General features: G+C 73.0%; 24 protein-coding genes and 1 tRNA gene. 16 read left to right on the top strand and 9 right to left on the bottom strand.

The window, feature by feature from the left end:
- Window positions 1–34 precede the first annotated feature (34 nt).
- Together WQ56_RS11530 and WQ56_RS11525 are read right to left on the bottom strand one after the other, a co-directional pair.
- Window positions 35–1,279, bottom strand: a complete 1,245-nt coding sequence (locus WQ56_RS11530) for an MFS transporter (protein WP_047137265.1) — start codon at window positions 1,277–1,279, stop codon at window positions 35–37.
- Window positions 1,280–1,363: 84 nt separating this feature from the next.
- Window positions 1,364–1,440: transfer RNA gene (locus WQ56_RS11525), tRNA-Pro, on the bottom strand.
- Between the two features lie 257 nt (window positions 1,441–1,697).
- Between WQ56_RS11525 and cydD the strand changes: the two genes are divergently transcribed.
- The 6 genes from cydD (at window position 1,698) to WQ56_RS11495 (ending at window position 9,128) form a co-directional block, all read left to right on the top strand.
- The gene (gene cydD / locus WQ56_RS11520; RefSeq protein ID WP_231583405.1) at window positions 1,698–3,332 is read left to right on the top strand and encodes a thiol reductant ABC exporter subunit CydD; all 1,635 of its coding nucleotides are present in this window, start codon (window positions 1,698–1,700) and stop codon (window positions 3,330–3,332) included.
- The gene (cydC, locus tag WQ56_RS11515) at window positions 3,329–5,014 is read left to right on the top strand and encodes a thiol reductant ABC exporter subunit CydC (protein WP_047137264.1); all 1,686 of its coding nucleotides are present in this window, start codon (window positions 3,329–3,331) and stop codon (window positions 5,012–5,014) included. The genes cydD and cydC overlap by 4 nt, the downstream gene beginning before the upstream one ends.
- Before the next feature lie 163 nt (window positions 5,015–5,177).
- Window positions 5,178–6,548 (top strand): histidine--tRNA ligase, encoded by a 1,371-nt coding sequence (gene hisS / locus WQ56_RS11510; protein WP_047137263.1) that lies wholly within the window; start codon window positions 5,178–5,180, stop codon window positions 6,546–6,548.
- Between the two features lie 23 nt (window positions 6,549–6,571).
- Window positions 6,572–6,856: a hypothetical protein gene (locus WQ56_RS11505; RefSeq protein ID WP_156170521.1), complete on the top strand. Its 285-nt coding sequence runs from the start codon at window positions 6,572–6,574 to the stop codon at window positions 6,854–6,856.
- Window positions 6,853–8,769 carry an aromatic amino acid lyase gene (locus tag WQ56_RS11500; RefSeq protein ID WP_047137261.1) on the top strand — a complete coding sequence of 639 codons (1,917 nt, stop codon included), beginning with the start codon at window positions 6,853–6,855 and terminating at the stop codon, window positions 8,767–8,769. Before WQ56_RS11505 ends, WQ56_RS11500 begins: the two co-directional genes overlap by 4 nt.
- Window positions 8,766–9,128: a hypothetical protein gene (locus WQ56_RS11495; protein ID WP_047137260.1), complete on the top strand. Its 363-nt coding sequence runs from the start codon at window positions 8,766–8,768 to the stop codon at window positions 9,126–9,128. Before WQ56_RS11500 ends, WQ56_RS11495 begins: the two co-directional genes overlap by 4 nt.
- Window positions 9,129–9,399: 271 nt before the next feature.
- On the opposite strand, the gene WQ56_RS11490 is transcribed toward WQ56_RS11495, so the two are convergent.
- Entirely contained in the window at window positions 9,400–9,717 is a 318-nt protein-coding gene (locus WQ56_RS11490) for a tetratricopeptide repeat protein (RefSeq protein ID WP_047137259.1), read from the bottom strand.
- 229 nt (window positions 9,718–9,946) lie between these two features.
- Between WQ56_RS11490 and WQ56_RS11485 the strand changes: the two genes are divergently transcribed.
- From WQ56_RS11485 to hisIE, 9 genes are all read left to right on the top strand, one after another.
- Window positions 9,947–10,285: a YerC/YecD family TrpR-related protein gene (locus WQ56_RS11485; protein WP_047137258.1), complete on the top strand. Its 339-nt coding sequence runs from the start codon at window positions 9,947–9,949 to the stop codon at window positions 10,283–10,285.
- 10 nt (window positions 10,286–10,295) lie between these two features.
- The gene (gene hisG, locus WQ56_RS11480; RefSeq protein ID WP_047137257.1) at window positions 10,296–11,210 is read left to right on the top strand and encodes an ATP phosphoribosyltransferase; all 915 of its coding nucleotides are present in this window, start codon (window positions 10,296–10,298) and stop codon (window positions 11,208–11,210) included.
- Window positions 11,207–12,544 (top strand): histidinol dehydrogenase, encoded by a 1,338-nt coding sequence (hisD, locus tag WQ56_RS11475; RefSeq protein ID WP_047137256.1) that lies wholly within the window; start codon window positions 11,207–11,209, stop codon window positions 12,542–12,544. Before hisG ends, hisD begins: the two co-directional genes overlap by 4 nt.
- On the top strand, window positions 12,541–13,623 hold the full coding sequence (gene hisC / locus WQ56_RS11470) for a histidinol-phosphate transaminase (RefSeq protein WP_047137255.1): 1,083 nt from the start codon (window positions 12,541–12,543) through the stop codon (window positions 13,621–13,623). The genes hisD and hisC overlap by 4 nt, the downstream gene beginning before the upstream one ends.
- Window positions 13,620–14,699 carry a bifunctional histidinol-phosphatase/imidazoleglycerol-phosphate dehydratase HisB gene (gene hisB / locus WQ56_RS11465; RefSeq protein ID WP_047137254.1) on the top strand — a complete coding sequence of 360 codons (1,080 nt, stop codon included), beginning with the start codon at window positions 13,620–13,622 and terminating at the stop codon, window positions 14,697–14,699. Before hisC ends, hisB begins: the two co-directional genes overlap by 4 nt.
- A complete protein-coding gene (hisH, locus tag WQ56_RS11460) occupies window positions 14,696–15,313 on the top strand; it encodes an imidazole glycerol phosphate synthase subunit HisH (protein ID WP_156170520.1) in 618 nt (205 codons plus the stop codon). Before hisB ends, hisH begins: the two co-directional genes overlap by 4 nt.
- Entirely contained in the window at window positions 15,310–16,047 is a 738-nt protein-coding gene (gene hisA, locus WQ56_RS11455; RefSeq protein WP_047137252.1) for a 1-(5-phosphoribosyl)-5-[(5-phosphoribosylamino)methylideneamino]imidazole-4-carboxamide isomerase, read from the top strand. Before hisH ends, hisA begins: the two co-directional genes overlap by 4 nt.
- Entirely contained in the window at window positions 16,041–16,814 is a 774-nt protein-coding gene (hisF, locus tag WQ56_RS11450) for an imidazole glycerol phosphate synthase subunit HisF (protein ID WP_047137251.1), read from the top strand. Before hisA ends, hisF begins: the two co-directional genes overlap by 7 nt.
- 93 nt (window positions 16,815–16,907) lie before the next feature.
- Window positions 16,908–17,504 carry a bifunctional phosphoribosyl-AMP cyclohydrolase/phosphoribosyl-ATP diphosphatase HisIE gene (gene hisIE, locus WQ56_RS11445; RefSeq protein ID WP_047137250.1) on the top strand — a complete coding sequence of 199 codons (597 nt, stop codon included), beginning with the start codon at window positions 16,908–16,910 and terminating at the stop codon, window positions 17,502–17,504.
- A 48-nt stretch (window positions 17,505–17,552) separates the two neighbouring features.
- On the opposite strand, the gene WQ56_RS11440 is transcribed toward hisIE, so the two are convergent.
- From WQ56_RS11440 to xseA, 3 genes are all read right to left on the bottom strand, one after another.
- The gene (locus WQ56_RS11440; protein WP_047137249.1) at window positions 17,553–19,013 is read right to left on the bottom strand and encodes an aldehyde dehydrogenase family protein; all 1,461 of its coding nucleotides are present in this window, start codon (window positions 19,011–19,013) and stop codon (window positions 17,553–17,555) included.
- A 34-nt stretch (window positions 19,014–19,047) separates the two neighbouring features.
- Window positions 19,048–20,694: an acetolactate synthase large subunit gene (locus tag WQ56_RS11435; protein WP_047137248.1), complete on the bottom strand. Its 1,647-nt coding sequence runs from the start codon at window positions 20,692–20,694 to the stop codon at window positions 19,048–19,050.
- Between the two features lie 183 nt (window positions 20,695–20,877).
- Window positions 20,878–22,206 carry an exodeoxyribonuclease VII large subunit gene (gene xseA, locus WQ56_RS11430; protein ID WP_047137247.1) on the bottom strand — a complete coding sequence of 443 codons (1,329 nt, stop codon included), beginning with the start codon at window positions 22,204–22,206 and terminating at the stop codon, window positions 20,878–20,880.
- A gap of 118 nt (window positions 22,207–22,324) precedes the next feature.
- Here xseA and WQ56_RS11425 point away from each other — a divergent pair, with 118 nt between their 5' ends.
- Window positions 22,325–22,831 (top strand): copper chaperone PCu(A)C, encoded by a 507-nt coding sequence (locus tag WQ56_RS11425; protein WP_156170519.1) that lies wholly within the window; start codon window positions 22,325–22,327, stop codon window positions 22,829–22,831.
- Window positions 22,832–23,563: 732 nt separating this feature from the next.
- On the opposite strand, the gene mtnC is transcribed toward WQ56_RS11425, so the two are convergent.
- From mtnC to WQ56_RS11410, 3 genes are all read right to left on the bottom strand, one after another.
- Window positions 23,564–24,253 carry an acireductone synthase gene (gene mtnC, locus WQ56_RS11420; protein WP_047137246.1) on the bottom strand — a complete coding sequence of 230 codons (690 nt, stop codon included), beginning with the start codon at window positions 24,251–24,253 and terminating at the stop codon, window positions 23,564–23,566.
- Window positions 24,254–24,428: 175 nt separating this feature from the next.
- Window positions 24,429–24,983: an acireductone dioxygenase gene (locus tag WQ56_RS11415; RefSeq protein ID WP_047137245.1), complete on the bottom strand. Its 555-nt coding sequence runs from the start codon at window positions 24,981–24,983 to the stop codon at window positions 24,429–24,431.
- A gap of 110 nt (window positions 24,984–25,093) precedes the next feature.
- Window positions 25,094–25,738: a methylthioribulose 1-phosphate dehydratase gene (locus WQ56_RS11410; protein ID WP_047137244.1), complete on the bottom strand. Its 645-nt coding sequence runs from the start codon at window positions 25,736–25,738 to the stop codon at window positions 25,094–25,096.
- Window positions 25,739–25,763: the final 25 nt, after the last annotated feature.

Below are 25,763 nucleotides of genomic sequence, written 5' to 3'. Positions count from 1 at the left end.
CCGGGCGCCGACCACGGCCGGCGCAGGACGCTGCTTACCAGCTGTCCTCGAGCGCGCGCGGCTTGCAGGCCAGCCAGCCGCCGACCAGCAGCACGGCGACGAAGCCGTAGAGCATCGCGAACGGCCACCGCCAGCCACCGGTCGCGCCGTGCAATACGCCGAACAGCAGCGGGCCGATGCAGCTGAGCGTATAGCCCACGCCCTGCATGAAGCCCGACAGCGCGGCCGAGCCGGCGGGGGTGCGCGTGCGCAGGTTGATCAGCGTCAGCGCCAGCGGGAACGTCGACGGGCCCAGGCCCAGCAGCACGACCCACAGCACCGGCGCGGCCATCGGCGCGAGCAGCAGGCCGGAGAACGCAGCGACGTGGCAGCAGGCGCACAGCAGCACGATCGCGAACGGGTTGCGCACGCGCACCGCGAGCGCGGGCATGCCCAGCGCGCCGACCAGGCCGAGTGCGGAGAACAGCGCGACCATCGTGCCGCCGAACGCGGGGGATGCGCCGGCCTCGCTGAGCAGCGTCGGCAGCCAGGTGAACATCGCGTAGGTGATCAGCGATGTGGTGCCGAACATCATCGCCATGCCCCAGGCGACCGGCGATCGCCAGGCGCGGCCGCGCACGCCGCCCGGCGGTGCGTCGGCGATCGCGGTGGATGGGCCATCGACGCGGACGCCGCTGCCGCGCCGGCGTGCCATCGCCAGCAGTCCGATCCACGGCAGCGCCGCGGCCAGCGCGGTCAGCGTCCACGCGCCGAGCGCGACCCGCCAGCCCGCGGCCTCGGCCAGCGGCACGGCGAGCAGCGCAGGCAGCATCGTGCCCAGCTGCAGCACGGTGATGTAGAGCGTGGAGACCGCGCCGACCCGGTCGGGGAAGTAGCGCTTGACCAGCGGCGGCAGCACGACGTTGCCGATACCCATGCCGGCCAGCGCGACGATCGAGCCGGCCATCAGCAGGCCCACGCCGCCGGCGCACGAGCGCAGGGCCAGGCCGGCGGTGGCGAGCAGCATCGCCAGCAGGGCAGTGCGCTCGATGCCGATGCGGCGCGCGAGCATCGGCGTGGTCACGCCGAACAATGCGAACGCGGCCGTCGGCACCATGCCGAGCACGCCGGCGGTGGTCGATCCGAAGCCGAACTGCACGCCCAACAGGTCGAGCAGCGGGGTGAGCGAGGTCACCGCGGTACGCAGGTTGAAGGCCGACAGCGCGATGCCCAGCAGCACCACCAGGCGCACCGTGCGCAGGGCGATCGGTGGACGGGCGGCGTGGGGAGTGGACGTCATGGCGGGGCGGCATCGCATGCCGCGAACCGGGCACGGCCGTAATAGACGAAAACCGGCGCGAGGGCCGGTTTCGGATCACCAGATTGGTCGGGGAGACAGGATTCGAACCTGCGACCTCTACGTCCCGAACGTAGCGCTCTACCAGACTGAGCTACACCCCGACAGGTGAGCCGCGCATTCTACCGATGCACCCGCCAGGAGGGCAAGGGGGGCGTATCGGACGGCGGGCGATCGGCATCGGGTGGATGGCGGTCGCGTCGTCGGCGCGGCGGGCTGCGATAATAGCGGGCACGACGCGATGCCGACAATGGTGCGTCGTCATCCGCCGCTGGATTTCTCCGATTCCATGACCTCGCCGCCGCAAGGGAAGGACCGTTCCGGTCCCCGTCGACTTCGCCTGCAATGGCTCGATGCGCAGTTGCTGCCGAGCCGCGCGCGCCACCGTGTCGCCCAGGCCTGCCAGGTGCTCGCCGGCTGGCTGCTGGTGCCGCAGGCCGCGGCGATCGCCTGGGGGCTGGACGCGGCGCTGATCGACGGGCGCGGGCTCGATGCGCTGCGTGCGCCGCTCGCGCTGCTGGCGGTCACGTTGTTGGCGCGCACGCTGCTGGGCTGGGTCGGGCAACGTGCTTCCGCCGATGCGGTCGAGGACACGCTGGCGCGCATGCGCGTGGGGCTGGCACGCGCGGCGATCGCGCGCGGCCCGGTGTGGATGCGCCGGCGGCGCAGCGGCGAGCTGGTCGCGCTGTCGACTGGGCACGTCGACGCGGCGGCGCCGTACTTCGGCGGCTACCTGGTCGCGCGTGCCGAGGTGATGCTGGTGCCGCCGGTGCTGCTGGCGGCGGTGTTCGCCGCGGACTGGATCGTCGGCCTGCTGCTGCTGGCCGCCGCGCCGCTGGCGCCGTTCTTCATGGCGCTGATCGGCATGCGCGCCGAGGCCGCCGGGCGCGACCAGCTGTCGGCGCTCGCGCGGGCCGGCGCGCACTTCACCGACCGGCTGCGCGGGCTCGACCTGATCCGCGTCTACGGCCGCGGCGAGGCCGAGCTGGCGCAGGTCGGCGAGGCGACCGAGACGATCCGCGTGCGCAGCATGCGCGTGCTGCGCATCGCGTTCCTGTCCTCGACGGTGCTCGAGTTCTTCGCCTCGGTCAGCGTCGCGCTGGTGGCGCTGTACTTCGGTTTCAGCTACCTGGGACTGATCGCGCTGCGCGACCCGGCACCGACGCTGGCGACCGGCCTGTTCTGCCTGCTGCTGGCGCCCGAGTTCCACGGCCCGATGCGCCGGCTGGCCGGGCACTACCACGACCGCGCGAACGCGCTGGCGGCGGTCGCCGAGGTCGAGACCGCGTTCGACGACGCGCGCCCGGCGCTCGACGAAGCGGCGGTCCCGGAGATGGCGCCGATGGCGACCGGTGCGCCGGCGGTGCGCATCGAATCGGTCGCGCTGCGCCATCCCGACGCCGCGGCGCCGGCGCTGGCCGGGGCCTCGCGCGACATTCCCGCCGGGCAGCGGCTGGCGATCGTCGCGCCCAGCGGCGGCGGCAAGAGCACGCTGCTCGACGCGCTCGCCGGCTGGCTGCCGCCCGAGCACGGACGCATCGTCGTGCCCGCCGGCACGCGCATCGCACTGGCCGGGCAGCGGCCGTGGCTGTTCCAGGGCAGCCTGCTCGACAACCTGCGCATCGGGGCGCCGCGGGCCGACGACGCGGCGGTGCGCGCGGCGGCGGACATCGCCCAGGTCTCGCGCTTCGCCGCGCACCTGCCCGAGGGCCTGCACACGCAGATCGGCGAGCGTGGCTTCGGGTTGTCGGGCGGGCAGGCGCGTCGCGTCGCGCTGGCGCGCGCGCTGCTGCTGCGGCCGCAGTTGCTGCTGCTCGACGAGCCCACGGCTTTTCTCGATCCGGCGACCGAGACTGACCTGCTGGCCGCGCTCGACGCGTCGCTGCGCGGCTGCACCGTGGTCGTCGCCACGCACAGCCCGGCGGTCATGGCCTGGGCCGACGCGGTCTGGCAACTGCCGGGGCCGGTCGATGCCTCCGCGGAGGCCGCGCGATGAGACGGGCACCGGATCGCGACATCGCCGGCACCCGGGACCTGCTGCGCCTGCACCGCGGGCGCGTTGCCGCGGCGATCGGCCTGCTGGCGCTGACGCTGGTGTCCGGCGTCGCGCTGCTGGGGCTGTCGGGCGGCTTCATCGCCGCGACCGCGCTGACCTTCGGCACGCTGGGCAGCTTCAACTTCTTCACGCCGTCGGCCGGCATCCGCGCACTGACCTTCGCGCGCATCGCCTCGCGCTATCTCGAGAAGCTCGCCGGCCATGACGCGATGCTGCGCATCGCCCGCGACCTGCGCAGCTGGTTCTTCGCGCGTGCGCTGCGGCTCACGCCCGGCCAGCTGGGTCGTCTGCGCACCGGCGACCTGCTGGCGCGGCTGCTGGGCGACATCGACGCGGTCGACGGCCTGCTGTTGCGCGCGACCGGCCCGCTGTTCGCGCTGCTTGCGGTCGGCGTGCTCGGCTTGGGCGCGGCCGCCTGGCTGCACCCGCCGACCGCGGCGTGGCTGGCGCTGGTCGCGCTGGCGACCGGTGTCGGCGTGCCGTGGCTGGTCGCACGCGGCCGGGCGGCGGCCGAGACCGAGCGCGCGCGGCTGCGCGCCGAACTGCGCGCCCGCCTGCACGAACTCTACGAAGGCCACGCCGACCTGGCGGCGCTGGGCGCGCAGGCGGCCTGGCTGGCCCGCGTCGACGGCGACGCGCGGGCGCTGGGCGATGCCGAGCGCGTGCGCTGGCGCCAGCTCGCCGACGGCGGTCTGTGGCATGGGCTGGCGACCGGCGCGGGCCTGGTCGGCACGCTGTGGCTCGTCGCCGCCTCGGCGCTGGACGGCGCGCTGCCCGCCGCGCACGCGGCGGCACTGTTCTTCCTCGCGATCGGCCTGTTCGAGGCCTGGGCCGGGGCCGGGCTGGCGTGGCAGGCGCTGCTGGCCGCGCGCGCGTCGATCGCGCGACTCGACGCGGTGGCCGGCACCGAGCCGACGGTCGTCGATCCCGCGGTGCCGGTCGCGCTGCCGATGACCGGCGCGTTGCGCTTCGACGACGTCACGTTCGCCTGGCCGGGGCAGGCGCGGCCGGTGCTGCGCGGCCTGGCGCTGGCGATCGCACCGGGCGAGCGCGTCGCGATCGGCGGCGACAGCGGCGGCGGCAAGTCCACGCTGGCCGCGCTGCTGCTGCGCAGCGCCGAGCCCGATGCGGGCACGGTGTCGTTCGGCGACGTCGACCTGCGCACGGTGCGCCAGCGCGACTGGTTCGCGCGGGTTGCCTGGCTGCCGCAGAACGCGCCGGTGTTCGCCGGCAGCGTGCGCGACAACCTGGTCTTCGGCGCGCCGCAGGCCGACGACGCGCAACTGTGGGCGATGCTCGGGCGGGTGCGGCTGGCCGACTGGGCACGGGCGCTGGGCGGGCTCGACGCCTGGGTGGGCGAGGCCGGCGTCACGATGTCCGGCGGTCAGGCGCGGCGGCTGGCGCTGGCCCGGGCGCTGCTGCGCGACGCCGCCCTGGTAGTGCTCGACGAGCCGACCGAGGGCCTGGACCACGACACCGCCGACGCGCTGCTGCGCGAACTGCCCGACCTGCTCGACGGCCGCAGCCTGCTGCTGATCACCCACGGCGCGGTGCCGCCGGGCCTGGCGGACCGGCATCTGTGGCTGCGCGACGGACGGCTGCAGGCAGCGGATCCTTCGTAGGCGCGCGCTTGCGCGCGATGGCGCGTTCCCTGTGAACCCTTCTCGCGCGCGAGCGCGCGCCTACGTTCATGCTGGCCCGGCATCGCTGCGGGGCGGGCCGATGCGCGGCACGGGGACGGATTAGAATGCCGCTTCCATCCGCACCACCGAAGAGCCCGCCCGCATGATCAAGCCCCGGACCCCGCCCGGCGTCATGGAACTGTTGCCGCGCGACCAGATCGCGTTCCAGCGCATGCTGGACACGATCCGCCGCACGTTCGAGGGCTTCGGGTTCCTGCCGATCGAGACGCCGGTGTTCGAGCTGTCGGAGACGCTGCTGACCAAGTCCGGCGGCGAGACCGAGCGGCAGGTGTACTTCGCGCAGTCGACCGGCGCCCTCGAGAAGCAGTCCGACGGCCTGCCCGAGCTGGCGCTGCGCTTCGACCTGACCGTGCCGCTGGCGCGCTACGTCGCCGAGCACGAGCACGACCTCGCGTTCCCGTTCCGCCGCTACCAGATGCAGCGCGTGTACCGCGGCGAGCGCGCGCAGCGCGGGCGCTTCCGCGAGTTCTACCAGTGCGACATCGACGTGATCGGCAAGGACACGCTGTCGCCGCGCTACGACGCCGAGGTGCCGGCGGTGATCAGCGCGGTGTTCTCCGCGCTCGACATCGGCGAGTTCACGATCCAGCTCAACCACCGCAAGCTGCTGCGCGGCTACTTCGAGGGGCAGGGCATCGCCGACGACCGCCAGGTGCCGGTGCTGCGCGAGATCGACAAGCTCGACAAGCGCGGCGAGGACGCGGTGCGCGCGACGCTGACCGGCGAGGCGTTCGGGCTGTCGGACGCCGTCGCCGAGCGCCTGCTGGCGTTCTCGCGCGTGCGCTCGACCGGCCACGACGATGCGCTGGCCCAGCTGGACGCGCTGGGTGCGGGCACGCCGCTGTTCGAGGAGGGCCGCGACGAGCTGCGTGCGCTGCTGGGCCAGTTGCGCGCGCTCGGCGTGCCCGAGTCGCGCTACGCGCTGAACCTGTCGATCGCGCGCGGCCTGGACTACTACACCGGCATGGTCTACGAGACCGTGCTCGATGCGCACCCGCAGATCGGCTCGATCTGCTCGGGCGGGCGCTACGACAACCTCGCCAGCCACTACACCAAGTCGAAGCTGCCGGGCGTGGGCATCTCGATCGGCCTCACGCGGCTGTTCTGGCAGCTGCGCGAGGCGGGTCTGGTGCGCACCGCCGACAGCTCGGTGGACGTGCTGGTGACGCTGTTCGACGACGCCGGCCTGCCGTCGGCGCTCGCGCTGTCGCAGCGCCTGCGCAGCGCCGGGCTCAACGTCGAGACCCAGCTCGAGCCGCGCAAGCTCGCCAAGCAGATGCAGTACGCCGACCGTGCCGGCATCCGCTTCGTGGTGATCCGCGGCGACGAGGAGGCGGCGCGCGGCGTGGTCGCGGTCAAGGACCTGCGCCGGGGCGAGCAGTTCGAGGTCGCCGACGACGACCTGCCGCGCACGCTGCTGGTCGAGCGGGAGCAGGCGAGGTCGATGCCGTGAAGGCGCGGCATGCGGGCGCCGCCGTGGCCATCGTCGCGCTCGCGGCCGCATGCACCAGCAATCCGAAGGTCTCCACGCAGCGCGTCGGCCCCGGGCGCTGGCACGTCGACGTCGTGCGCTGTTCGGTCGACGGCGCCCCCGCGGCCGCACTCGCCGATGTCGATCGCGTCGCCGCCCGGCGCTGTCCCGGCGGCCATGCGCTCGACGGGCAGACCAGCGAAAGTGCCTGGCTGGGCAACGCGGTGCGTGGGGAGTGTCCGGCCATCCGGGTCCGGGCGCAGGTCGTATGCAAGGGAGACGCAAGATGAAAGCCATCCGCCTCGACGGCCGCGCGCTGACCCGGGCGCAACTGGTGATCGTCGCGCACGGCGCGCCGGTCGAGCTCGACGACGGGGCGCTGCGCGCGGTGGCGCAGGCGGCCGACTTCCTCGCCGAACAGGTGCGGCGCGAGGAACCGATCTACGGCGTGTCGACCGGCTTCGGCAGCAATGCCGACCGCCTGCTGGGCGCGCGCCCGCTGCGCGACGACCTGCCGGGCGCGACGCCCTCGGGCCGCTCGCTGCACGAGGAACTGCAGCACAACCTCATCGTCACCCACGCGGTGTGCGTCGGCGAGCCGCTGGCGCCCGAGGTGGTGCGCGCGATGCTGTGCATCCGCATCAACACCCTGCTCAAGGGCCATTCGGGCATCCGCGTGGCGACGCTGCAGGCGCTGGCCGACCTGCTCAACGCCGGCATCGTGCCTGTGGTGCCGGGGCTGGGCTCGGTCGGCGCGTCGGGCGACCTGGCGCCGCTGTCGCACCTGGCGATCGTGCTGCTGGGCGGCGGCGAGGCGTTCTTCGAGGGCGAGCGCATGCCCGGCGCGGAGGCGCTGCGGCGCGCCGGCCTGGCGCCTGTCACGCTGTCGTACAAGGAGGGCCTGGCGCTCAACAACGGCACCGCGCAGATGCTCGCCACCGGCGTGCTGGCGCTGCACCGGCTCGACGCTTTGCTCGACACCGCCGATCTCGCCGCGGCGATGACGATCGACGCCTTCGCCGGCCGGCTGGGCGCGTTCGACGCCGACGTCCACGCGCTGCGCCCGCACCCGGGCCAGGTCGAGGTCGCCGCGCACCTGCGCGAGCTGCTCGACGGCTCCACGCTGGCCGACATCGCCTACCACCTGGTGCCGAAGTTCCGGCCGTGGCTGCCGTCGAGCTGGGACACCGCGCAGGCGCAGGCGCTGCGCTTCGACATCGGCTGGGACTGGGTGCCCAGCGACCAGCGCCACGGCCGCGAGAAGTTCTACACGCGGTTCCGGCCGTTCCGCGGCGGCAAGAAGCACCAGCCGCAGGATGCCTATTCGTTGCGCTGCGTCCCGCAGGTGCACGGCGCGGTGCGCGATGCGGTCGAGCAGGCCAAGCGCGTGTTCGACGTCGAACTCAACGCGGTCACCGACAACCCGCTGGTGTTCCCGGGCCGAGAGGCCGAGCACGTCGAGCAGCAGGTCATCTCGGCCGGCCATTTCCACGGCATGCCGCTGGCGCTGGCGATGAGCTACGTCAAGGCGGCGATCCCGGTGCTGGCGTCGATCTCCGAGCGCCGGCTGGCCAAGCTCGTCGACCCGGCGACCAACGATGGGCTGCCGGCGTTCCTGATCGGCAACGAGGACGCCACCGAATCGGGCTTCATGATCGTGCAGTACACCGCGGCGGCCCTCGTCAACGACCTGGCCACGCGCGCGCACCCAGCGAGCGTGTACTCGGTGCCGACCAGCGCCAACGCCGAGGACCATGTCTCGATGGGCACCAACGAGGCGCGCCACGTGCTGGCGATGGCCGACGACCTGGGCAAGGTGCTCGCGCTGGAGCTCTACACCGCCGCGCAGGCGCTGGACCTGCGGCTGGACATGATCAACGCCGCGCGCGATCTCGCGCGCCGGGCCGATGCCTCGGCGCTGGCGACCAAGGTGCAGGGCGGTCCCGCGGAGGACCGCGGGTCGCGCGCCCGCTTCCTCGACGAGGTCGAGGCGCTGCGCGTCGAGCTCGCCGCGTGCGCGCCGTTCCATCCCGGCGCGATCGTCGCCGAGGCGCACGCGCGCATCCGCCAGGCGATCCCGTTCCTCGAACGCGACCGCGCGCTCGACGGCGAGGTCGCGGCCGCGGTGCGCCTGGTCGCCGACGGCACGCTGCTGGGCGTGCTGCCGCGCTGGCGGGTCCCGTCGGCGGGCGCGGCCGCATGAACCTGCCGCTGCACTTCGGCTGGCTGGGCGTGCTGGAGGCCGCGCTGATCGCGATGGCGGTCGGCGCGCTGTGCTACCTGCTGTTCCACTGGCTGGGCGCGCGCCACCGCTGGGCGCACGGACATTCGATCGCCTGGAGCAGCCTGGGCGCGCTCGCGATCGCGGTCGGCATCGATGCCTGGCACCTGTTCTACATGGGCGTGGTCAAGCTCGAATCGCCGGTCTACGCGCGGATCGCGCTGCAGAAGATCCACGATCCCAACTTCCTCGCCACGCGGGTGTTCATGTCCTCGCTGGCCGCGGTGTCGGGCGTCGCGCTGGCCTGGCTGGCGCTGCACGCGAAGAAACTCCGCGATTGATCCGAGCCCTGCAGGAGCGCGCTTGCGCGCGATGGGGCCTTGCCGGAAAGCCGGCGTCGCGCGCGAGCGCGCTCCTACAGATGCCTGAGGCGCGCAGCGAGCCTGGGCGCGCCGGTCGTTTCTATCCCACGCATCCGCGTCCGATCCGGAACGCCCCCTTGTAGGAGCGCGCTTGCGCGCGAGTGGCTTTTCGCGGGAACGCCCCATCGCGCGCAAGCGCGCTCCTACGGAAGCAATGGGTGTGCGGCGGATCCCGGCGTGCCGGCCGCTTCTATCCCGCGCGCCCGCGTTCGATCCGCCGCAGGAACACGGTCACCTCCTTCGACGACTGCACGTCGCGGCGGTGCGTCGCGGCTTCGAGGCCCGAACGCCAGGCCGCTTCCGCCTCAGCCTCGCGTCCCAGCGCCAGCAGCGCCTTGCCGAGCAGTTTCCAAGCGGCCGAGTAGTCCCGATCGTGCTGGGTCGCGGCTGCCAGATGCGTCGCGGCCGCGGCCGGATCGCCTGTCTGCAGGCAGGCAGTGCCCAGCCCGAAGCGCAGCAGCGCATCGTCGCGCCCGGCCTCGAGCAGGGCCTGCAATCGGTCGCGCATGGGGGCACCCGCATCTGAGAGTCGACGCGGGATCTTCCGGGATCGGCGGGCGAGGGCGGTGGAACGCTGCAATCCAGTCGATGCGCGGCGCGAACGGGACGCGACGACACACGGCATCAGGAGTGCGCCCATGCATCGCCGCTGTACGCCGCCGCGGTCTGGGTTGACTTCGATTCGGAAAGGCGTAATGTACTAGCACGCTATTACATTGATACGTCCGTCGATCCCCGTGAAGCAACGCCCCGAACCCCTGCCGGATCACGAAGCCGGCGCCTCGCTGCAGGCGCTGGCGCGCGCATTCGCGGCGCTGAAGACGGCCGACGAGGTCGCCCGGTTCCTCGACGATCTGTGCACGCCGGCCGAGCTGGAGGCGCTGGTCGACCGCTGGCGCGTCGTGCCGTTGCTGCAGCAGGGCGTGCCGTATCGCGAGATCCACGAGCGCACCGGCGTCAGCGTGACCACGGTCGGCCGCGTCGCGCGCACGCTCGACCGCGGCGCCGGCGGCTATGCGATCGCGGCCCGCCGCGTCGCGCGCGCGACGCCGTCCGCGTCCAACGATTCCCACTGAGGTCATCCCCATGAGTCCTGTCACCGGCGGCGCCACGCGCGACCGCCTGCGTATCGCGATCCAGAAGTCCGGGCGGCTCAGCGAGCCGGCGCGGGCGCTGCTCGCCTCGTGCGGCCTGTCGTGGCGCGAGAGCCGCGACAAGCTGTTCTGCTACGGCGAGACGCTGCCGGTGGACCTGCTGCTGGTCCGCGACGACGACATTCCCGGCTTGCTCGCCGACGGCGTCTGCGACTACGGCATCGTCGGCCGCAACGTGCTCGACGAGGTCGCCGCCGACCGCGCGCTGCGCGGGTTGCCGCAGGTCTCCAAGGCCGTCCGTGCCCTCGGTTTCGGCGGTTGCCGGCTCGACATCGCGATCCCCGATTCGCAGGAATGGTCCGGCCCGGCGCAGTTGCAGGGCAGCCGCATCGCGACCAGCTATCCGGGCCTGCTGCAGCAGTGGCTCGATGCGCAGGGCGTGCAGGCGAGCATCGTCACGCTGTCGGGCTCGGTCGAGATCGCGCCGCGGCTGGGCCAGGCCGACGTGATCTGCGACCTGGTGTCCAGCGGCGCGACGCTGCTGGCCAACCAGCTCAAGCCGGCGGTCACGCTGATGACCAGCGAGGCGGTACTGGCGGGCCCGGTGCAGCCGTTCTCCGACGTGCGCGGCGACCTGGCCGCGTTGCTGCTGCGCCGGCTCGACGGCGTGATGCGGCTGCGCGACAGCCGCCTGCTGATGTTCCAGTCGCGCCGCGACGGCGTCGACGCGCTGTTGAAACTGCTGCCCGACGCCGAGGCGCCGACGCTGCTGCAGGTCGACGGCAGCGAGGCGGTCGCGTTGCAGGTGCTGTGCCACGGCGAGCTGACCTGGCCGCGGCTCGAGGCGCTCAAGCAGGCCGGCGCGGCCGGGCTGATGGTGCTGCCGGTGGAGCGGATGCTGGCATGAACGCAGCCGACACCTTCTCGCTGGACGGGGCGATCCCGGCGATCGTCGACTGGTCGGCCGCCGATGCGGCGGCGCAGACCGAACTGCTGCGCCGCCCCACGCAGGCCGTTGCCGCGCAGACGCGCGCGGCCGTCGCTGAGGTGCTCGCGGACGTGCGCGCACGCGGGGACGCCGCGCTGCGCGAACTGACCGAACGCTTCGATCGCGTCGCCCTCGACGACTTCGAGGTCGGCGCCGACGCATTCGCCGCGGCCGAGGCCGAGGTCTCGATCCGGCTGCGCGATGCGATGGCGAACGCCGCGGCGCGGATCGAGCGCTTCCACGCCGCGGGCATGGCGGCCGGCTATGCGGTACAGACCGCCGACGGCGTGGACTGCGCGCGCATCGTGCGGCCGATCCCGCGGGTCGGGCTGTACGTGCCTGCCGGCAGCGCGCCGCTGCCCTCGACCGCGTTGATGCTCGGCGTGCCGGCCCGGCTGGCCGGCTGCCGCGAGGTCGTGCTGTGCACGCCGCCGCGCCCGGACGGCAGCGCCGATCCGGCGGTGCTGGTCGCCGCCAGGCTGACCGGCGTGCACCGCGTGTTCAAGCTCGGCGGCGCCCAGGCGATCGCCGCGATGGCGTTCGGCACCGCGTCGGTGCCGGCCTGCGACAAGCTCTTCGGCCCCGGCAACGGTTTCGTCACCGAGGCCAAGCAGCAGGTGGCGCAGTCGGGCACGGTCGCGATCGACATGCCGGCCGGCCCGTCGGAGGTGCTGGTGATCGCCGACGCCGGCGCCGACGCGGCGTTCGTGGCCGCCGACCTGCTGTCGCAGGCCGAGCACGGGCCCGACTCGCAGGTGCTGCTGGTCTCCGACGACGATACGCTGCTGCGCCGCGTGCGCGTCGAACTGGCGACCCAACTGGCGGCGCTGCCGCGCGCCGACATCGCGCGCCGGGCGATGGCGCGCTCGCGGCTGCTGCGCGTGCCGGCGCTGGACGTCGCGTTTGACATCAGCAACCGCTACGCCCCCGAGCACCTGATCCTGGCGCTGCGCGCGCCGCGCGACTGGCTCGACCGGGTCGAGGTCGCCGGCTCGGTGTTTCTCGGCGACTGGACGCCGGAGGCGCTGGGCGACTACTGCAGCGGCACCAACCACGTGCTGCCGACCGGCGGCGCCGCGCGGGCCTGGAGCGGGGTGGGCGTGTCGAGCTTCCAGAACCTGGTCAGCGTGCAGGCCGCCGACGCCGCGGGCATCCGCGCGATCGGGCCCGACGCGGTGACGCTGGCGCGCGCCGAGGGCCTGGACGCGCACGCCAACGCGGTCGCGCTGCGGCTGGCGAGGGCGGGCGCATGAGCGCGGTGCTCGACCTGGTGCGCGAGGACCTGCGCGCGTTCTCCGGCTACGCCTCGGCGCGGACCCAGGCGCTCGAAGGCGAGGTCTGGCTCAACGCCAACGAGGCGCCATGGGCCAATCCCGGCGATGCCGACGGCCAGTGCCGGCGCTATCCCGCGCCGCAGCCGCCGGCGCTGCAGGCGCGGTTGGCGGCGCTGTACGGTGTGGACCCGTCGCGGCTGCTGATCGGCCGCGGCAGCGACGAGGCGATCGACCTTTTGGTGCGCGCACTGTGCGTGCCCGGGCGCGACGCGGTGCTCGCCACGCCGCCGGTCTTCGGCATGTACGCGGTCAGCGCCCGTCTGCAGGGCGCACCGTTCGTCGAGGTGCCGCTGCGCGATGGCGCCGACGGCTTCGCGGTCGATGTCGACGCCGTGCGCGACGCCGCCCTCGCACACGCCGCGAAGCTGGTGTTCCTGTGTTCGCCGTCGAACCCGACCGGCGGCCTGCTGCCGCTGGCCGATGTCGCGGCGCTGGCGACGGCGCTGGACGGCCGCGCGATCGTCGTCGTCGACGAGGCCTACGTGGAGTTCGCCGACGCGCCGTCGGCGACGACGCGGCTCGATGCCCACGCCAACCTGGTCGTGCTGCGCACGCTGTCGAAGGCGCACGGCCTGGCGGCGGCGCGGATCGGCGTGGCGATCGGCGATCCGGCGCTGATCGCGGTGCTGCGACGCTGCCAGGCGCCGTATCCGGTGCCCACGCCCTGCGCTGCACTGGCGCTGGCCGGCCTGGCCGACGACGCGCTCGCGCAGACGCGCGCGCGTGTCGCGCAGACGGTCGCCGAGCGCGAGGCACTGGCCGCCGCGCTGGCGGCGACCCCGGGCGTGCGCCGGGTGTATCCGTCGGCCGGCAACTTCCTGCTGGTGCGCTTCGCCGATGCGTCGCGCGCATTCGCGGCGCTGCTCGCCGCCGGCATCGTCGTACGCGACCAGCGCGCCGCGCCCGGGCTCGGCGACGCGCTGCGCATCACCATCGGCACGCCGGCGCAGAACGCGCGCGTGGTCGACGCACTGCAGGCACTGGAGATCGCGGCATGAGCGGCACGAAGATCCTGTTCGTCGACCGGGACGGCACCCTGATCGAGGAGCCGGCCGACTACCAGATCGACGCCTACGACAAGCTGCGCTTCGTGCCGGGCGTGATCCCGGCGCTGCTGCGGCTGCGCGACGCCGGCTTCGAGTTCGTCATCGTCAGCAACCAGGACGGCCTGGGCACCGAGGGCTATCCGCGCGCCAGTTTCGACGGCCCCAACGACCTGATGCTGCAGATCTTCGAAAGCCAGGGCATCGTGTTCCGCGAGGTGCTGATCGACTGCACCTGGCCGGCCGACAACGCGCCGACGCGCAAGCCGGGCCTGGGGCTGGTGATGCACTACCTGCGCGACCGCGGCATCGATCTCGATGCCTCGGCGATGGTCGGCGATCGCGACACCGACCTGCAGTTCGCCGACAACCTGGGCATCCGCGGCTTCAAGCTGCGCACGCCGCAGTTCGGCGGCGAGTGGGACTGGCCCGGCATCGCGCACGCGCTGAGCGATGCGCCGCGCCAGGCGCGCATCGTTCGCAACACGCGCGAGACGCGCATCCGGGTCGAGCTCGACCTCGACGCCGCGCGTGATGCGCAGGTCTCGACCGGCCTGCCGTTCTTCGACCACATGCTCGACCAGATCGGCAAGCACGGCGGCATCGCGCTGACCGTGCAGGCCGAGGGCGACCTGGAGATCGACGAGCACCACACGATCGAGGACGTCGGCATCGCGCTCGGGCAGGCCTTGCGCGCGGCGCTCGGCGACAAGCGCGGCATCGCCCGCTACGGGTTCACGCTGCCGATGGACGAGACGCTGGCCAGCGCCGCGCTCGACTTCGGCGGCCGGCCGTACCTCGTGTTCGACGGCACGTTCCGGCGCGAGCGCGTCGGCGACATGCCGACCGAGCTGGTCGCGCACTTCTTCCGCTCGGTCTGCGACGCGGCGGCATTGAACCTGCACCTCAAGGTCGAGGGCGACAACGACCACCACAAGGTCGAGGCCTGTTTCAAGGCCTTCGCGCGTGCGCTGGGCCAAGCGGTGCGCCGTGACGGGGACGCGCTGCCCAGCACCAAGGGGGTGCTGTGATGCGTGTGGTGATCGTCGATGCCGGCGGCGCCAACACCGGCTCGGTGCGCTACGCGTTCGAGCGCCTGGGTGTGACCGCTGCGCTGGTCACCGATGCCGAGGCGATCCGCGGCGCCGACCGCGTGATCCTGCCCGGGGTCGGCACCGCGGCGCAGGTCATGGCGCGGCTGCGGGCGCTCGATCTGGTCGAGGTCCTGCGCACGCTGGAGCGGCCGCTGCTGGGGATTTGCGTGGGCATGCAGCTGCTGTTCGAGCGCTCGCAAGAAGGCGACGTCGAGGGGCTGGGTCTGCTGCCGGGCACCGTGGCCCGGCTGCGCGGCGGCCCCGGCGTGCGCGTGCCGCACATGGGCTGGAACCGGCTGCAGCCGCGGGCCGACGGCACGCTGCGCACCGGGATCGACGCCGATGCGCAGGCGTTCTTCGTGCACAGCTTCGCGGCGCCGGTGACTGCCGACTGCATCCTCGCGTGCGAGCACGGCCAATCGTTCGCCGCCGCCGTGCAGCGCGGCCCGATCGCCGGCGCGCAGTTCCATCCCGAGCGCTCGGCCGCGGTCGGCGCGCAACTGCTGCGCAACTTCCTGTCGCCGTCGTTCGTTCCCGGAGCCCGTGCATGAGCGGTTTCACCGTCTATCCCGCCATCGACATCCGCGACGGCCGCGTGGTCCGGCTGGCGCAGGGCGATTACGCCCGCGAGACACGCTACGGCGACGACCCGCTGGCGCAGATCCAGGCCTACGCCGAGGCCGGCGCGACCTGGCTGCACCTGGTCGACCTGGACGCCGCGCGCGCGGGCGGCTTCACGCTTGCGCCGCTGCTGGCGCGCATCCGCCAGACCACCGGCCTGCAGGTGCAGACCGGCGGCGGGGTGCGCAGCGGCGACGACGTCGCGCGGATCCTCGAGGCCGGCGCCGCCCGCGTGGTCGTCGGTTCGCGCGCGGTGCGCGATGCCGACGCGGTGGCCGGCTGGATCGAGCGCTTCGGGGCCGAGCGCATCACCGTCGCGCTCGACACGCGCCAGGACGCCGAAGGTGTCTGGCGCCTGCCGGTGCACGGCTGGACCGAGACCGCCGAGGCCACGCTCGACACGCTGGCGGTGCGCTACGCGCAGGCCGGGCTGCGTCACCTGCTGAGCACGGACATCGCCCGCGACGGCATGCTGTCCGGGCCCAATGCCACGCTGTACGCGCATCTGCGCAGCCTGACGCCGGCATTGCAGGTGCAGGCGTCGGGCGGCGTGCGCGCGCTGGACGACATCGCCGCGGCGCGTGCGCAGGGCTGCGCCGGCATCGTGCTCGGCCGCGCACTGCTTGAAGGGCGCTTCGCGCTGCGGGACGCGCTCGCATGCTGAGCCGCCGCATCATCCCGTGCCTGGACGTGCGCGACGGCCGCGTGGTCAAGGGCGTGCGCTTCCGCGACCACGTCGACATGGGCGACATCGCCGACCTCGCGCTGCGCTATCGCGACGCCGGCGCCGACGAACTGGTGTTCTACGACATCTCGGCCAGTCCGCAGGGCCGCTCGGTCGACCGCGGCTGGGTCGAGCGAGTGTCGCGGCTGATCGACATCCCGTTCTGCGTCGCCGGCGGCATCCGCGACGTCGCCACCGCGCGTGACGTGCTGCATGCCGGCGCCGACAAGGTCTCGATCAACACTCCGGCGCTGGAGCGGCCTGCGCTGATCAGCGAACTGGCCGAGGCCTTCGGCGTGCAGTGCGTGGTCGTGGGCATCGATTCGATCCGCGAAGCCGACGGTGAATGGCGGGTGCGCAGCCACACCGGCGATCCGGACCGTACGCGCGCGCTGGCCGTGCGTACGCTGGACTGGATCGTCGAGGCACAGCGGCTGGGCGCCGGCGAGATCGTGCTCAACTGCATGGACAACGACGGCGTGCGCCGCGGCTACGACATTGCGCAGCTGCAGCAGGCGCGCGCGCTGTGCGCCGTGCCGCTGGTCGCCTCGGGCGGGGCCGGCGAGTGCGCGCACTTCGTCGACGCGTTCGCGCAGGCCGACGTCGACGGTGCGCTGGCGGCCAGTGTGTTCCACAGCGGCCGCATCGCGATTCCCGATCTCAAACGCGACCTGCGCGCGGCCGGAATCGAGGTGCGCGATGTCTGAATCCGCTTGCCTGGCAGGCGCGCGCCCGTGCGCCATCGGCGTCACCCGGAAAACTTCTTCGCGCGCGAGCGCGCACCTGCAGGAGATGCCGGCATGACGGTCGATCCGCAAACCCTGGACTGGGCCAAGGGCGACGGCCTGCTGCCGGCGATCGTCCAGGACGCCGACACGTTGCGCGTGCTGATGCTCGGCTACATGGACCGCGACGCGCTCGACGCCACGCGCCGGCTCGGCCACGTGACGTTCTTCAGCCGCAGCAAGGGGCGGCTGTGGACCAAGGGCGAACGCTCGGGCCACGTGCTCGACCTGGTCTCCATCGAGGCCGACTGCGATGCCGACACGCTGCTGGTGCTGGCGCGGCCGCACGGCCCGACCTGCCACCTGCAACGGCCCAGCTGTTTCCCGTCCGCCCCCGGCGGCGTGCTGGCCGAGCTGGATGCACTGGTCGCGCAGCGCGAACGCGAGCGGCCGGACGGCAGCTACACCACGCGGCTGTTCGACGGCGGCATCCGCCGCATCGCGCAGAAGGTCGGCGAGGAGGGCGTGGAGACCGCGCTCGCGGCCGTTGCGCAGGGCGACGACGAGCTGCTCGGCGAGGGCGCCGACCTGCTGTACCACCTGCTGGTGCTGCTGCGCGCACGCGGCCTGTCGCTGCGCGACGTGGAGCGCGTGCTGGCGGCGCGCGGCTAGCGCCGGCGCCGTCGCAGTCCCGCCCGGGTGGGGAAGGTGCGGTCCGGCTCAGACCGGATCGCGGATCACCAGCAGCCGGTCCTCGCACATGTCGCGGATCGCGTAGCGCACGCCCTCGCGGCCGATGCCCGAGTCCTTGATGCCGCCATAGGGCATGTTGTCGACGCGGAAGCTCGGCACGTCGCCGACGATCACGCCGCCGGCCTCGATCCGGTCCCAGGCGCGCATCGCATGCGCGAGGTTGCCGGTGAACACGCCGGCGTGCAGGCCGAAATCGCTGTCGTTCACGCGCGCGATCGCCTCGTCGAAGCTGTCCACCGGCTCGAGCAGCGCGACCGGTCCGAACACTTCCTTGCGCTGCAGGTCGGCATCGCGCGGCACCTTCTCCAGCAGCGTGGCCGGGATCAGGGTGCCGTCGCGCTTGCCGCCGGCGATCACCTTCGCGCCGCCCTTGCGCGCGGCATCGATCCATGCCTGGATGCGGTCGGCCGCATCGGCGTCGATCACCGGGCCGATGAACGTCGACTCGTCGCGCGGATCGCCCATGCGCAGCGCGCCGACGGCCTTCTTGAGCTTGCGCCGCAGCGCGTCGTGGATCGCGCGGTGCGCGTAGATGCGCTGGACGCCGATGCAGCTCTGCCCGGACTGGTAGTAGGCGCCGAACACCAGCCGCTCGACCACGTGGTCCAGGCTCGCGCCCGGGTCCTCGTCGACGATGCAGGCCGCATTGCCGCCCAGTTCCAGCACGACCTTCTTCTTGCCGGCGCGGGCCTTGAGATCCCAACCCACCAGGCCGCCGGTGAAGCTCAGCAGCGCGATGCGCTCGTCCTCGGTCAGCGCGGCCGCGTCCTCGTTGCTGCAGGGGATCACCGAGAACGCGCCCTTGGGCAGGTCGGTCTCGGCGAGGATCTCGCCGATGATCAGCGCGCCGACCGGGGTCTTGGCCGCGGGCTTGAGCACGAACGGGCAGCCGGCCGCGATCGCCGGCGCGACCTTGTGCGCGACCAGGTTCAGCGGGAAGTTGAACGGCGTGATGAAGCTGCACACGCCCACCGGCACGCGCTTGACCATGCCGCGGTAGCCGCGGGTGCGCGGCGAGATCTGCAGCTCGACGACCTCGCCGTCGAGCCGCGTCGCCTCGCCGGCGGCGATGCGGAAGGTGTCGATCAGGCGCACGACCTCGCCGCGCGCGTCCTTGATCGGCTTGCCGGCCTCGATGCACAGCGCCAGCGCGAGTTCCTCGGCGCGTTCCTCGAACCGACGCACGCAGTGCTCGAGCACGTCGCGGCGCTGGTCGGGCGCGAACGCGGCCATCGCCTCGCGCGCCTTGTGTGCGGCGACGATCGCCTTGCGGATCGCCGTCGCATCGCCCATCGCCACGCGCGTGGCGACCTGTCCACTGTACTTGTCGCGGACTTCGAGGTCCGCATTCGCGGCGACCGCGGTGTTGGCGAGGTAGTAGGGGTAGCGGCGCGCCAGGCCGGCGGCGCGGCGGGGGGACTTGGCCATCGGGGTCTCCAAGATCGGAAGGCGGGTGGGGCGTTCAGGCCACGGCAGCGCTGAGACGCGGAATGTCCTCGTTGAGCAGGGTGTCGTCGTCGGTGTAGTCGACGGGGACTTCGATCAGATCGACGCCCGGCGTGTCCAGCGCGGTGCGCAGCAGCGCGCCGAACCCGGCCGCCGAGTCGGGTCGGTGGCCGCGCGCGCCGTAGCTGCGCGCGTACGCGACGAAATCGGGATTGCCGTAGTCCATGCCGAAGGCGGGGTAGTCCTCGTGCGCCTGCTTCCACTTGATCATGCCGTAGGCGTCGTCGCGCAGCACCAGCACGACGAGGTCGAGCCGGCGGCGCACCGCGGTCTCGAGCTCCTGCGAGTTCATCATGAAGCCGCCGTCGCCGCAGATCGCCACGACGCGGCGGTCGGGGTGGATCGTGCGCGCGGCGATCGCCGACGGCAGGCCGGCGCCCATCGTCGCCAGCGCGTTGTCGAGCAGCAGCGTGTTGGGGGCATGGCAGCGGTAGTGACGCGCGAACCACAGCTTGTACAGGCCGTTGTCGAGGCAGGCGATGTCGCGCGGGCCGAGCGCGGCGCGCACCTCGGCCACGAGATGCGGGATGCGCAGCGGGAAGCGGTCGTCGCGCGCCAGGCCGTCGATGTGCGTGCACAGCGCCTCGCGCACGCGGTCGAAGAACGCGAAGTCCCAGTGCGGCTGCGGCGCGAGCGCCTCGCCCAGCTGCCAGACCGCGTTGGCGATGTCGCCCACGACCTCGATCTGCGGGAAGTAGACCTGGTCGATCGCGGCGCTGGCGTAGTTGACGTGGATCACCGTGCGCCGGCCGCGGTGCATCGAGAACGGCGGCTTCTCGATCACGTCGTGGCCGATGTTGACGATGCAGTCGGCCGCGTCGATGGCGCGGTGCACGAAATCGCCCTCCGACAGCGCGGCCGTGCCCAACCACAGCGGTCCGGTCTCGTCGAGCACCCCCTTGCCCATCTGTGTGCTGAAGAACGGGATGCCGAGCCGCTCGACGAACGCGCGCAGCGTCCTGGCGGTGGTCTTGCGGTTGGCGCCGGCGCCGATCATCAGCAGCGGATGGCGCGCGGCGGCGACCGCCTCGGCCGCCCGTGCGATCGCCTTGGGCTCGGCCAGCGGCCGGCGCCCGTAGGCGGCCGGCAGCAGCTGGGCGTCGGTGTCGTCGCCGGCGACGTCCTGCGGCAGCTCCAGGTGGGCCGCGCCGGGGCGCTCCTCCTCCGCCAGCCGGAACGCGTCGCGCACGCGCGCGGGAATGCCGTCGGCCGAGACCAGCTGGCGCGTGGTCTTGGTCAGCGGCCGCATCGTGTCGACGATGTCCACGATCTGGAAATGGCCCTGGCGGCTGCTGCGGATCGGCTTCTGGCCGGTGACCATCAGCATCGGCATCGCGCCCAGCTGCGCGTAGGCGGCCGCGGTGACGAGGTTGGTCGCGCCGGGCCCGAGCGTGGCCAGGCACACGCCGGCCTTGCCGGTCAGCCGGCCGCAGGTCGCGGCCATGAAGCCGGCCGCCTGCTCGTGGCGCGTGAGCACGAGCTCGATCTTGGACGCGCGCAGCGATTCGAGCAGGTCGAGGTTCTCCTCGCCCGGCACGCCGAACACATGGGTCACGCCTTCGGCTTCGAGCGCCGAGACGAACAGGTCAGAGGCCTTGGTCATCGTACGCAGGCTCCGTCGTGACGTGGACGGCCAGCATGCCAGCGCGGCTGTGATCGGCGGGCGAGAGGGATGGAACGCTGCGTGGGGTGGCGCGGGGCCCCATGCCGCGCCGGCCCCACGTAGGAGCGCGCTCGCGCGCGATGCGGCAGTCCCGGCAAAGCCCCATCGCGCGCCAGCGCGCGCCTACAGCGCCCGCACGCGCAGGCTGCCGTCGGAGAGCCGGGCCTCCAGCGTGTCGCCCGGGGCCGCGTCGGCGGTGCTGCGTACGATGCGGCCGTCGTCGCGCTGCAGGATGCTGTAGCCGCGGGCGATCGTCGCCAGCGGGCTCACCGCCTCGAGCGAGCGCACCAGCCCGCGCAGGTGCAGCGCGTCGCGCTGCAGCCGGCGCGCGACCGCGGCCTGCGGGCGCGCCTGCAGCGCGTCGAGGCGTTGGTGTAGCTGGGCGAGCCGGCGTTGCGGCGAAGCCGCGCGCAGCACCGCGCCGGCATGCTGGAGCCGTGCCTGGCGCTGTTGCAGCTGCTGCCGATGGGCCGCCTGCAGCCGGCGCAGCGCCGCGTCCTGCCGCTGGCGCAGGGCGTCGAGCCGCGCCTGCGGACGCGTGGCCTGCAGGCGCAGCGCCGCACGGTCGAGCCGCTGCGCGCAGGCCTGCAGCGTGCGCAGCTGCACGGCGTCGACCTGGCGCTGCAGCTGGCGCACGCGTCCGAGCAGGTCGCTGCGGTCGGGCGTCAGCAGTTCGGCGGCGGCCGATGGCGTGGGTGCGCGCAGGTCGGCCGCGAAATCGGTCAGGCTGAAGTCGGTCTCGTGCCCGACCGCCGAGACCACCGGCACCGGCGAAGCCGCGACCGCACGCGCCAGCGCCTCGTCGTTGAACGCCCACAGGTCCTCGAGCGAGCCGCCGCCGCGGGTCAGCAGCAGCACGTCGTAGCGTCCGCTCTCGCCGGCGCGCTGCAGCGTGCGCAGCAGCTGCGCGGGCGCGTCGACGCCCTGGACCAGCGTCGGCAGCACCTCGACCTCGAGCAGCGGGAAGCGGCGCGCCAGCACGCTGAGCACGTCGCGCACCGCCGCGCCCGACGGCGAGGTGACCACGGCCAGCCGCCGCGGGAAGGCGGGCAGCGGGCGCTTGCGCTCGGCGTCGAACAGGCCCTCGGCCTGCAGGCGGGCCTTCAGCGCGTCGAACGCGCGGCGCAGCGCGCCTTCGCCGGCCTCCTCGAGCGTGTCGAGGATCAGCTGGTAGTCGCCGCGCGCCTCGTACAGCGTGACCCGGCCGCGCGCGCGCACCAGCATGCCGTCGCGCGGCACGAAGCGCAGCCACTGGCTCTTCTGGCGGAACAGCGCGCAGCGCACCTGCGCGCGCGCGTCCTTGAGCGTGAAGTACATGTGGCCCGACGCCGGTCGCGAGACGTTGCACAGCTCGCCCTCGACTGCGACCTGGGGAAAGCTGTCCTCCAGCAGCCCGCGGGCAAGGGTGTTGAGCTGGCTCGGGGTCAGGACGTCGCGTGCGGAATCGTGCATGCGCACAAGGATACCGGCATGCCGGCCGCCGGGCCGCGACAACCTGTCGCAGGCGCGCCGGTCGATGCCGGCGATAATGGCCGGCCAGGCGCCGCAGGCGTCGCAGCGGAGTATTCGGATGCGCCATCCCCGTCTCGGTCTTCTCGCCGTCGGCCTGACCGCCCTGGCGCTGGCTGCCTGCCAGCCCGCGTCGCCCGACGCCGCCCCTCCGGCGCCGGACGCCGCGCCCGCGCAGGTGACGGTGTCCGACGCCTGGATCCGCGAGACCCCACCCAGCGCGGCTGTGGCCGGCGGCTACCTGACCCTGCACAGCACCGGCGACGACCGCCTGGTCGCGGTCGAGACCGCCGCCTCGGCGGCCGTCGAGATGCACGAGATGCGCCACGACGGCGGCATGATGCGCATGCGCGAACTGCCCGACGGCGTCGCGCTGCCGGCCGGCACGCGCGTCGAGTTGCGCCCCGGCGGTCACCACCTGATGTTAATCGACCCGGTCGAGCCGCTGCGCGCCGGCGCCACGGTCGAGGCGACGCTGCGCTTCGAACACGCGCCTGCGCAGCAGGTCCAGTTCGAGGTCCGCCCCCTGGCCGGCGATGCCCCGGCCGAAGGCCACAGCGGGCACTGACGACGCGCGCGATCGCGTCCTGCAGACGTCGATCGCGTGGGTGCGGCCCGCGTCGCTCGATGCTGGGTCGCCGGTGCTCGAACATGCCCAGCGCGATGCGGGGCCAATGGTGCGCGAAGTCGCCCCCGCCCGCCGCGCGTTGCGCGTCGACCTCCCCCGCACGCGGGGAATGCACGGCCACCGTGCGCGGTGTGGGCCTCGTCGTATTCCTGTCGAACGCGGCGTTGCCGTGCTCCCTCCCCCGCATGCGGGGGAGGGTTGGGGTGGGGGCCGACGCTCGCGGCGAGTTCTTGGTCACGCCTGCATGTAAGCGCGTCGTGGCCTGCTCACGCTGCGACGGCGTACGAAGCAGTGGCGCTCTCGCGCAGAGGGGAGGATGCGCGAGCGCATCACGAAGGACCGTCGCGCATCCGGCGAGCGCTGAAACACAAAAACCCGCGCAGGCGCGGGTTTTCGAGAAGATGACCGGCTGGCGAGCGAAGGCTGACGGGCGGGTCGTGCGCGGCTGGCTGGCGATGGCGGGCTTCCGGCGCATGTCGATTCTAGCGAGCGCACGCAATGCATGACGGAATGAGAATTGCTCGCGTTACAGCATCGGCGCAGCGAGCACGACGCCGCATCTGCTGGGTGTGCGAACCCCGCGATTGCCGCGCATTGGACGATCGCGTCCGGCCTCCAGACCTGCCCCGACGTGTTTGCATCGCGCAGGACGACGATGCAAGACGGTGTCGGTCAGGCAGCCGGATCGATCGCGTCGAACGTGGTCACGCGGCGGTGCCCGTTCGCGGCGGTCGCATCGCGCGGCTCGGGGTAGTCCTCGAGGCGATCGACCAGCACCGTGCGCAGGCCCGCCTCGCGCGCGGCGTCGAGTTCGGCGACCACGTCCGACAGGAACACGATGTCCGCCGGCGCCGCCTGCAGCGCGCCCGCGATGCGCGCGTAGCTCGCGGCCTCGCGCTTGCCGCCGACCTCGGTGTCGAACCAGGCCGAGACGAGGCCCGTTAGGTCGCCGGCGTCGCTGTGGCCGAAGAACAGCTTCTGCGCAGGCACCGAGCCCGACGAGTACACCGCCAGGCGCTCGCCGGCCGCGTGCCAGCGCTGCAGCGCCTGCGCCGCGTCGGGATAGATGTGCGCGGTGAAGTCGGCGTCGCGGTAGCCCGCATCCCAGATCATGCCCTGCAACGCCTTGGGCGCGGTGTGCTTGCGGTCCTCGTCGATCCAGCCCTGCAGCGTCTCGACGATCATCGCGTCGTCGCACATCGCGCCGTGCTCGATCGCCACCGCGTCCAGCCAGCGCCGCACCTCGGGCGCCTGGCCATGCGCGGCGACGAAGCCGGGCAGGGCGCGGCGGGCGTAGGGGAAGAGGATGTCCTTGACGAACGAGATGCTGCTGGTGGTGCCTTCGATGTCGGTGAGGATCATGCTTGGGATCGCGGACTGCAGGGTGTCGAAGTGTAAGGCGAACCCCTAGGCTGCGCTGGCAAGCGCTCACGGCCTCCCCACGCCCTTGTAGGAGCGCGCTCGCGCGCGATGGGGCTTCGCAGGGAAAGCCACATCGCGCGCGAGCGCGCTCCTACAGGGTTCGCGAGGGGGGCGCTCAGCGCGCGTTCGGCTCGTAGCGCGGGAACTGCTGCGCGATGTCCGAGCCGGTGAAGTGGCCGATCCAGCCGTCGGGCTGCTGGAAGAAGCGGATCGCAACGAAGCGCGGTTCGGGGCCCATGTCGAACCAGTGGGTCACGCCGTGCGGCACGCCGATCAGGTCGCCCTTGACGCACTCGATCTCGTAGACCCTGTCGTCGACGTGCAGCGTGAACAGGCCCGAGCCGTCGACGAAGAACCGGACCTCGTCCTCCTTGTGCAGGTGCTCGTCGAGGAACTTGCTGCGCAGCTCGTCGCGGTTGGGGTTGTCGGGCGCGATGCTGATCACGTCGACCGTGCTGAAGCCGCGCTCGGCGCTGATCCGGTCGATGTCCGGCTTGTAGGCGGCCAGCACCTGTTCGGGCGAGGCGCCCGCGGCGACGGGCTGCGCGGCTTCCCAGCGTTCGAAGGTCGCGCCCAGCTTGCCGAGTTCGCGGGCGATCTCGTCGCCGTCGCGGCTGTCGAGCAGCGGCGTGTCGGGGGCGTTGTCGGCGAAGATGCGGAGGCGGCTCATGGCGGTCTGGCTCTGGCGGGTGCTGGGTAGGCCAGACTAGCAGTTGCCCCGTGGACCAGCGTTGACCGGCGCGGAACGCAGGCGTTCCACGCGTGCGCGGATCGCCGGCCTCAGGCGCCGCGCAGCCGGTGAAGCGCCAGTTCGCAGTGCAGCAGGAAGTCGAACGCCTCCAGGTGCCGGCGCGCCTCGGCCATGTCGCGGCCCCAGGCGTAGAGGCCGTGGCCGTCGATCAGGTAGCCCCACATCGGGCCGGCATCGAGCAGGCGCTCGACCTGCGCGGCGAGCGTGGGCATGTGCTGGCTGTTGGGCAGCACCGGCACGTCGATCGCGGTCTCGTGGGTCGCGTTGCCGGCGAAGGCCTTGAGCAGTTCGTAGCCCTCCAGGCGCACGTGCCCGGCCGCGGCGTACAGCCGCGAGGCGATGGTCTGGTTCGGCGAATGCGTGTGCAGGATGCAGCCGACCTCGGGAAAGCGGCGATAGAGCTGCGTGTGCAGCAGCGTCTCGGCCGACGGCCGGTGGGTGCTGCCCACGGCCTGGCCGTCGAAGTCGACGACCATGATGTCGCCCTCCTGCAGCCGGCCCTTGTCGCGGCCCGACACGGTGATCGCCGCGTGGCGGTCGTCGAGGCGCTGCGAGAAGTTGCTGCTGGTCGCCGGCGTCCAGCCGGCCTGGGCGAGTTTGCGGATGTTGACGATCAGCTCGCCGGCGAGCTCGCGCAGGCGGTGGGTATCGAAGGGGGGCGTCGGATCGGGCATGCGCAGAGTCTACCGTGCGCCTGCA

The sequence above is a fragment of the Luteimonas sp. FCS-9 genome (assembly GCF_001014645.1).
Taxonomy (GTDB): Bacteria; Pseudomonadota; Gammaproteobacteria; order Xanthomonadales; family Xanthomonadaceae; genus Luteimonas.
Note: the sequence above shows the minus strand (reverse complement) of the source record. Positions and strands in the feature narration are given on the sequence as shown.

Coding starts and splice junctions, on each gene's coding strand:
- hisC (WP_047137255.1), top strand. CDS start 12,541: ATGAGCGCGGTGCTCGACCTGGTGCGCGAGGACCTGCGCGCGTTCTCC.
- WQ56_RS11415 (WP_047137245.1), bottom strand. CDS start 24,983: ATGAGCCGCCTCCGCATCTTCGCCGACAACGCCCCCGACACGCCGCTG.
- WQ56_RS11425 (WP_156170519.1), top strand. CDS start 22,325: ATGCGCCATCCCCGTCTCGGTCTTCTCGCCGTCGGCCTGACCGCCCTG.
- WQ56_RS11435 (WP_047137248.1), bottom strand. CDS start 20,694: ATGACCAAGGCCTCTGACCTGTTCGTCTCGGCGCTCGAAGCCGAAGGC.
- WQ56_RS11410 (WP_047137244.1), bottom strand. CDS start 25,738: ATGCCCGATCCGACGCCCCCCTTCGATACCCACCGCCTGCGCGAGCTC.
- WQ56_RS11495 (WP_047137260.1), top strand. CDS start 8,766: ATGAACCTGCCGCTGCACTTCGGCTGGCTGGGCGTGCTGGAGGCCGCG.
- WQ56_RS11440 (WP_047137249.1), bottom strand. CDS start 19,013: ATGGCCAAGTCCCCCCGCCGCGCCGCCGGCCTGGCGCGCCGCTACCCC.
- hisD (WP_047137256.1), top strand. CDS start 11,207: ATGAACGCAGCCGACACCTTCTCGCTGGACGGGGCGATCCCGGCGATC.
- xseA (WP_047137247.1), bottom strand. CDS start 22,206: ATGCACGATTCCGCACGCGACGTCCTGACCCCGAGCCAGCTCAACACC.
- mtnC (WP_047137246.1), bottom strand. CDS start 24,253: ATGATCCTCACCGACATCGAAGGCACCACCAGCAGCATCTCGTTCGTC.
- hisA (WP_047137252.1), top strand. CDS start 15,310: ATGAGCGGTTTCACCGTCTATCCCGCCATCGACATCCGCGACGGCCGC.
- WQ56_RS11490 (WP_047137259.1), bottom strand. CDS start 9,717: ATGCGCGACCGATTGCAGGCCCTGCTCGAGGCCGGGCGCGACGATGCG.
- hisG (WP_047137257.1), top strand. CDS start 10,296: ATGAGTCCTGTCACCGGCGGCGCCACGCGCGACCGCCTGCGTATCGCG.
- hisS (WP_047137263.1), top strand. CDS start 5,178: ATGATCAAGCCCCGGACCCCGCCCGGCGTCATGGAACTGTTGCCGCGC.
- WQ56_RS11530 (WP_047137265.1), bottom strand. CDS start 1,279: ATGACGTCCACTCCCCACGCCGCCCGTCCACCGATCGCCCTGCGCACG.
- hisIE (WP_047137250.1), top strand. CDS start 16,908: ATGACGGTCGATCCGCAAACCCTGGACTGGGCCAAGGGCGACGGCCTG.
- hisF (WP_047137251.1), top strand. CDS start 16,041: ATGCTGAGCCGCCGCATCATCCCGTGCCTGGACGTGCGCGACGGCCGC.
- cydC (WP_047137264.1), top strand. CDS start 3,329: ATGAGACGGGCACCGGATCGCGACATCGCCGGCACCCGGGACCTGCTG.
- hisB (WP_047137254.1), top strand. CDS start 13,620: ATGAGCGGCACGAAGATCCTGTTCGTCGACCGGGACGGCACCCTGATC.
- WQ56_RS11500 (WP_047137261.1), top strand. CDS start 6,853: ATGAAAGCCATCCGCCTCGACGGCCGCGCGCTGACCCGGGCGCAACTG.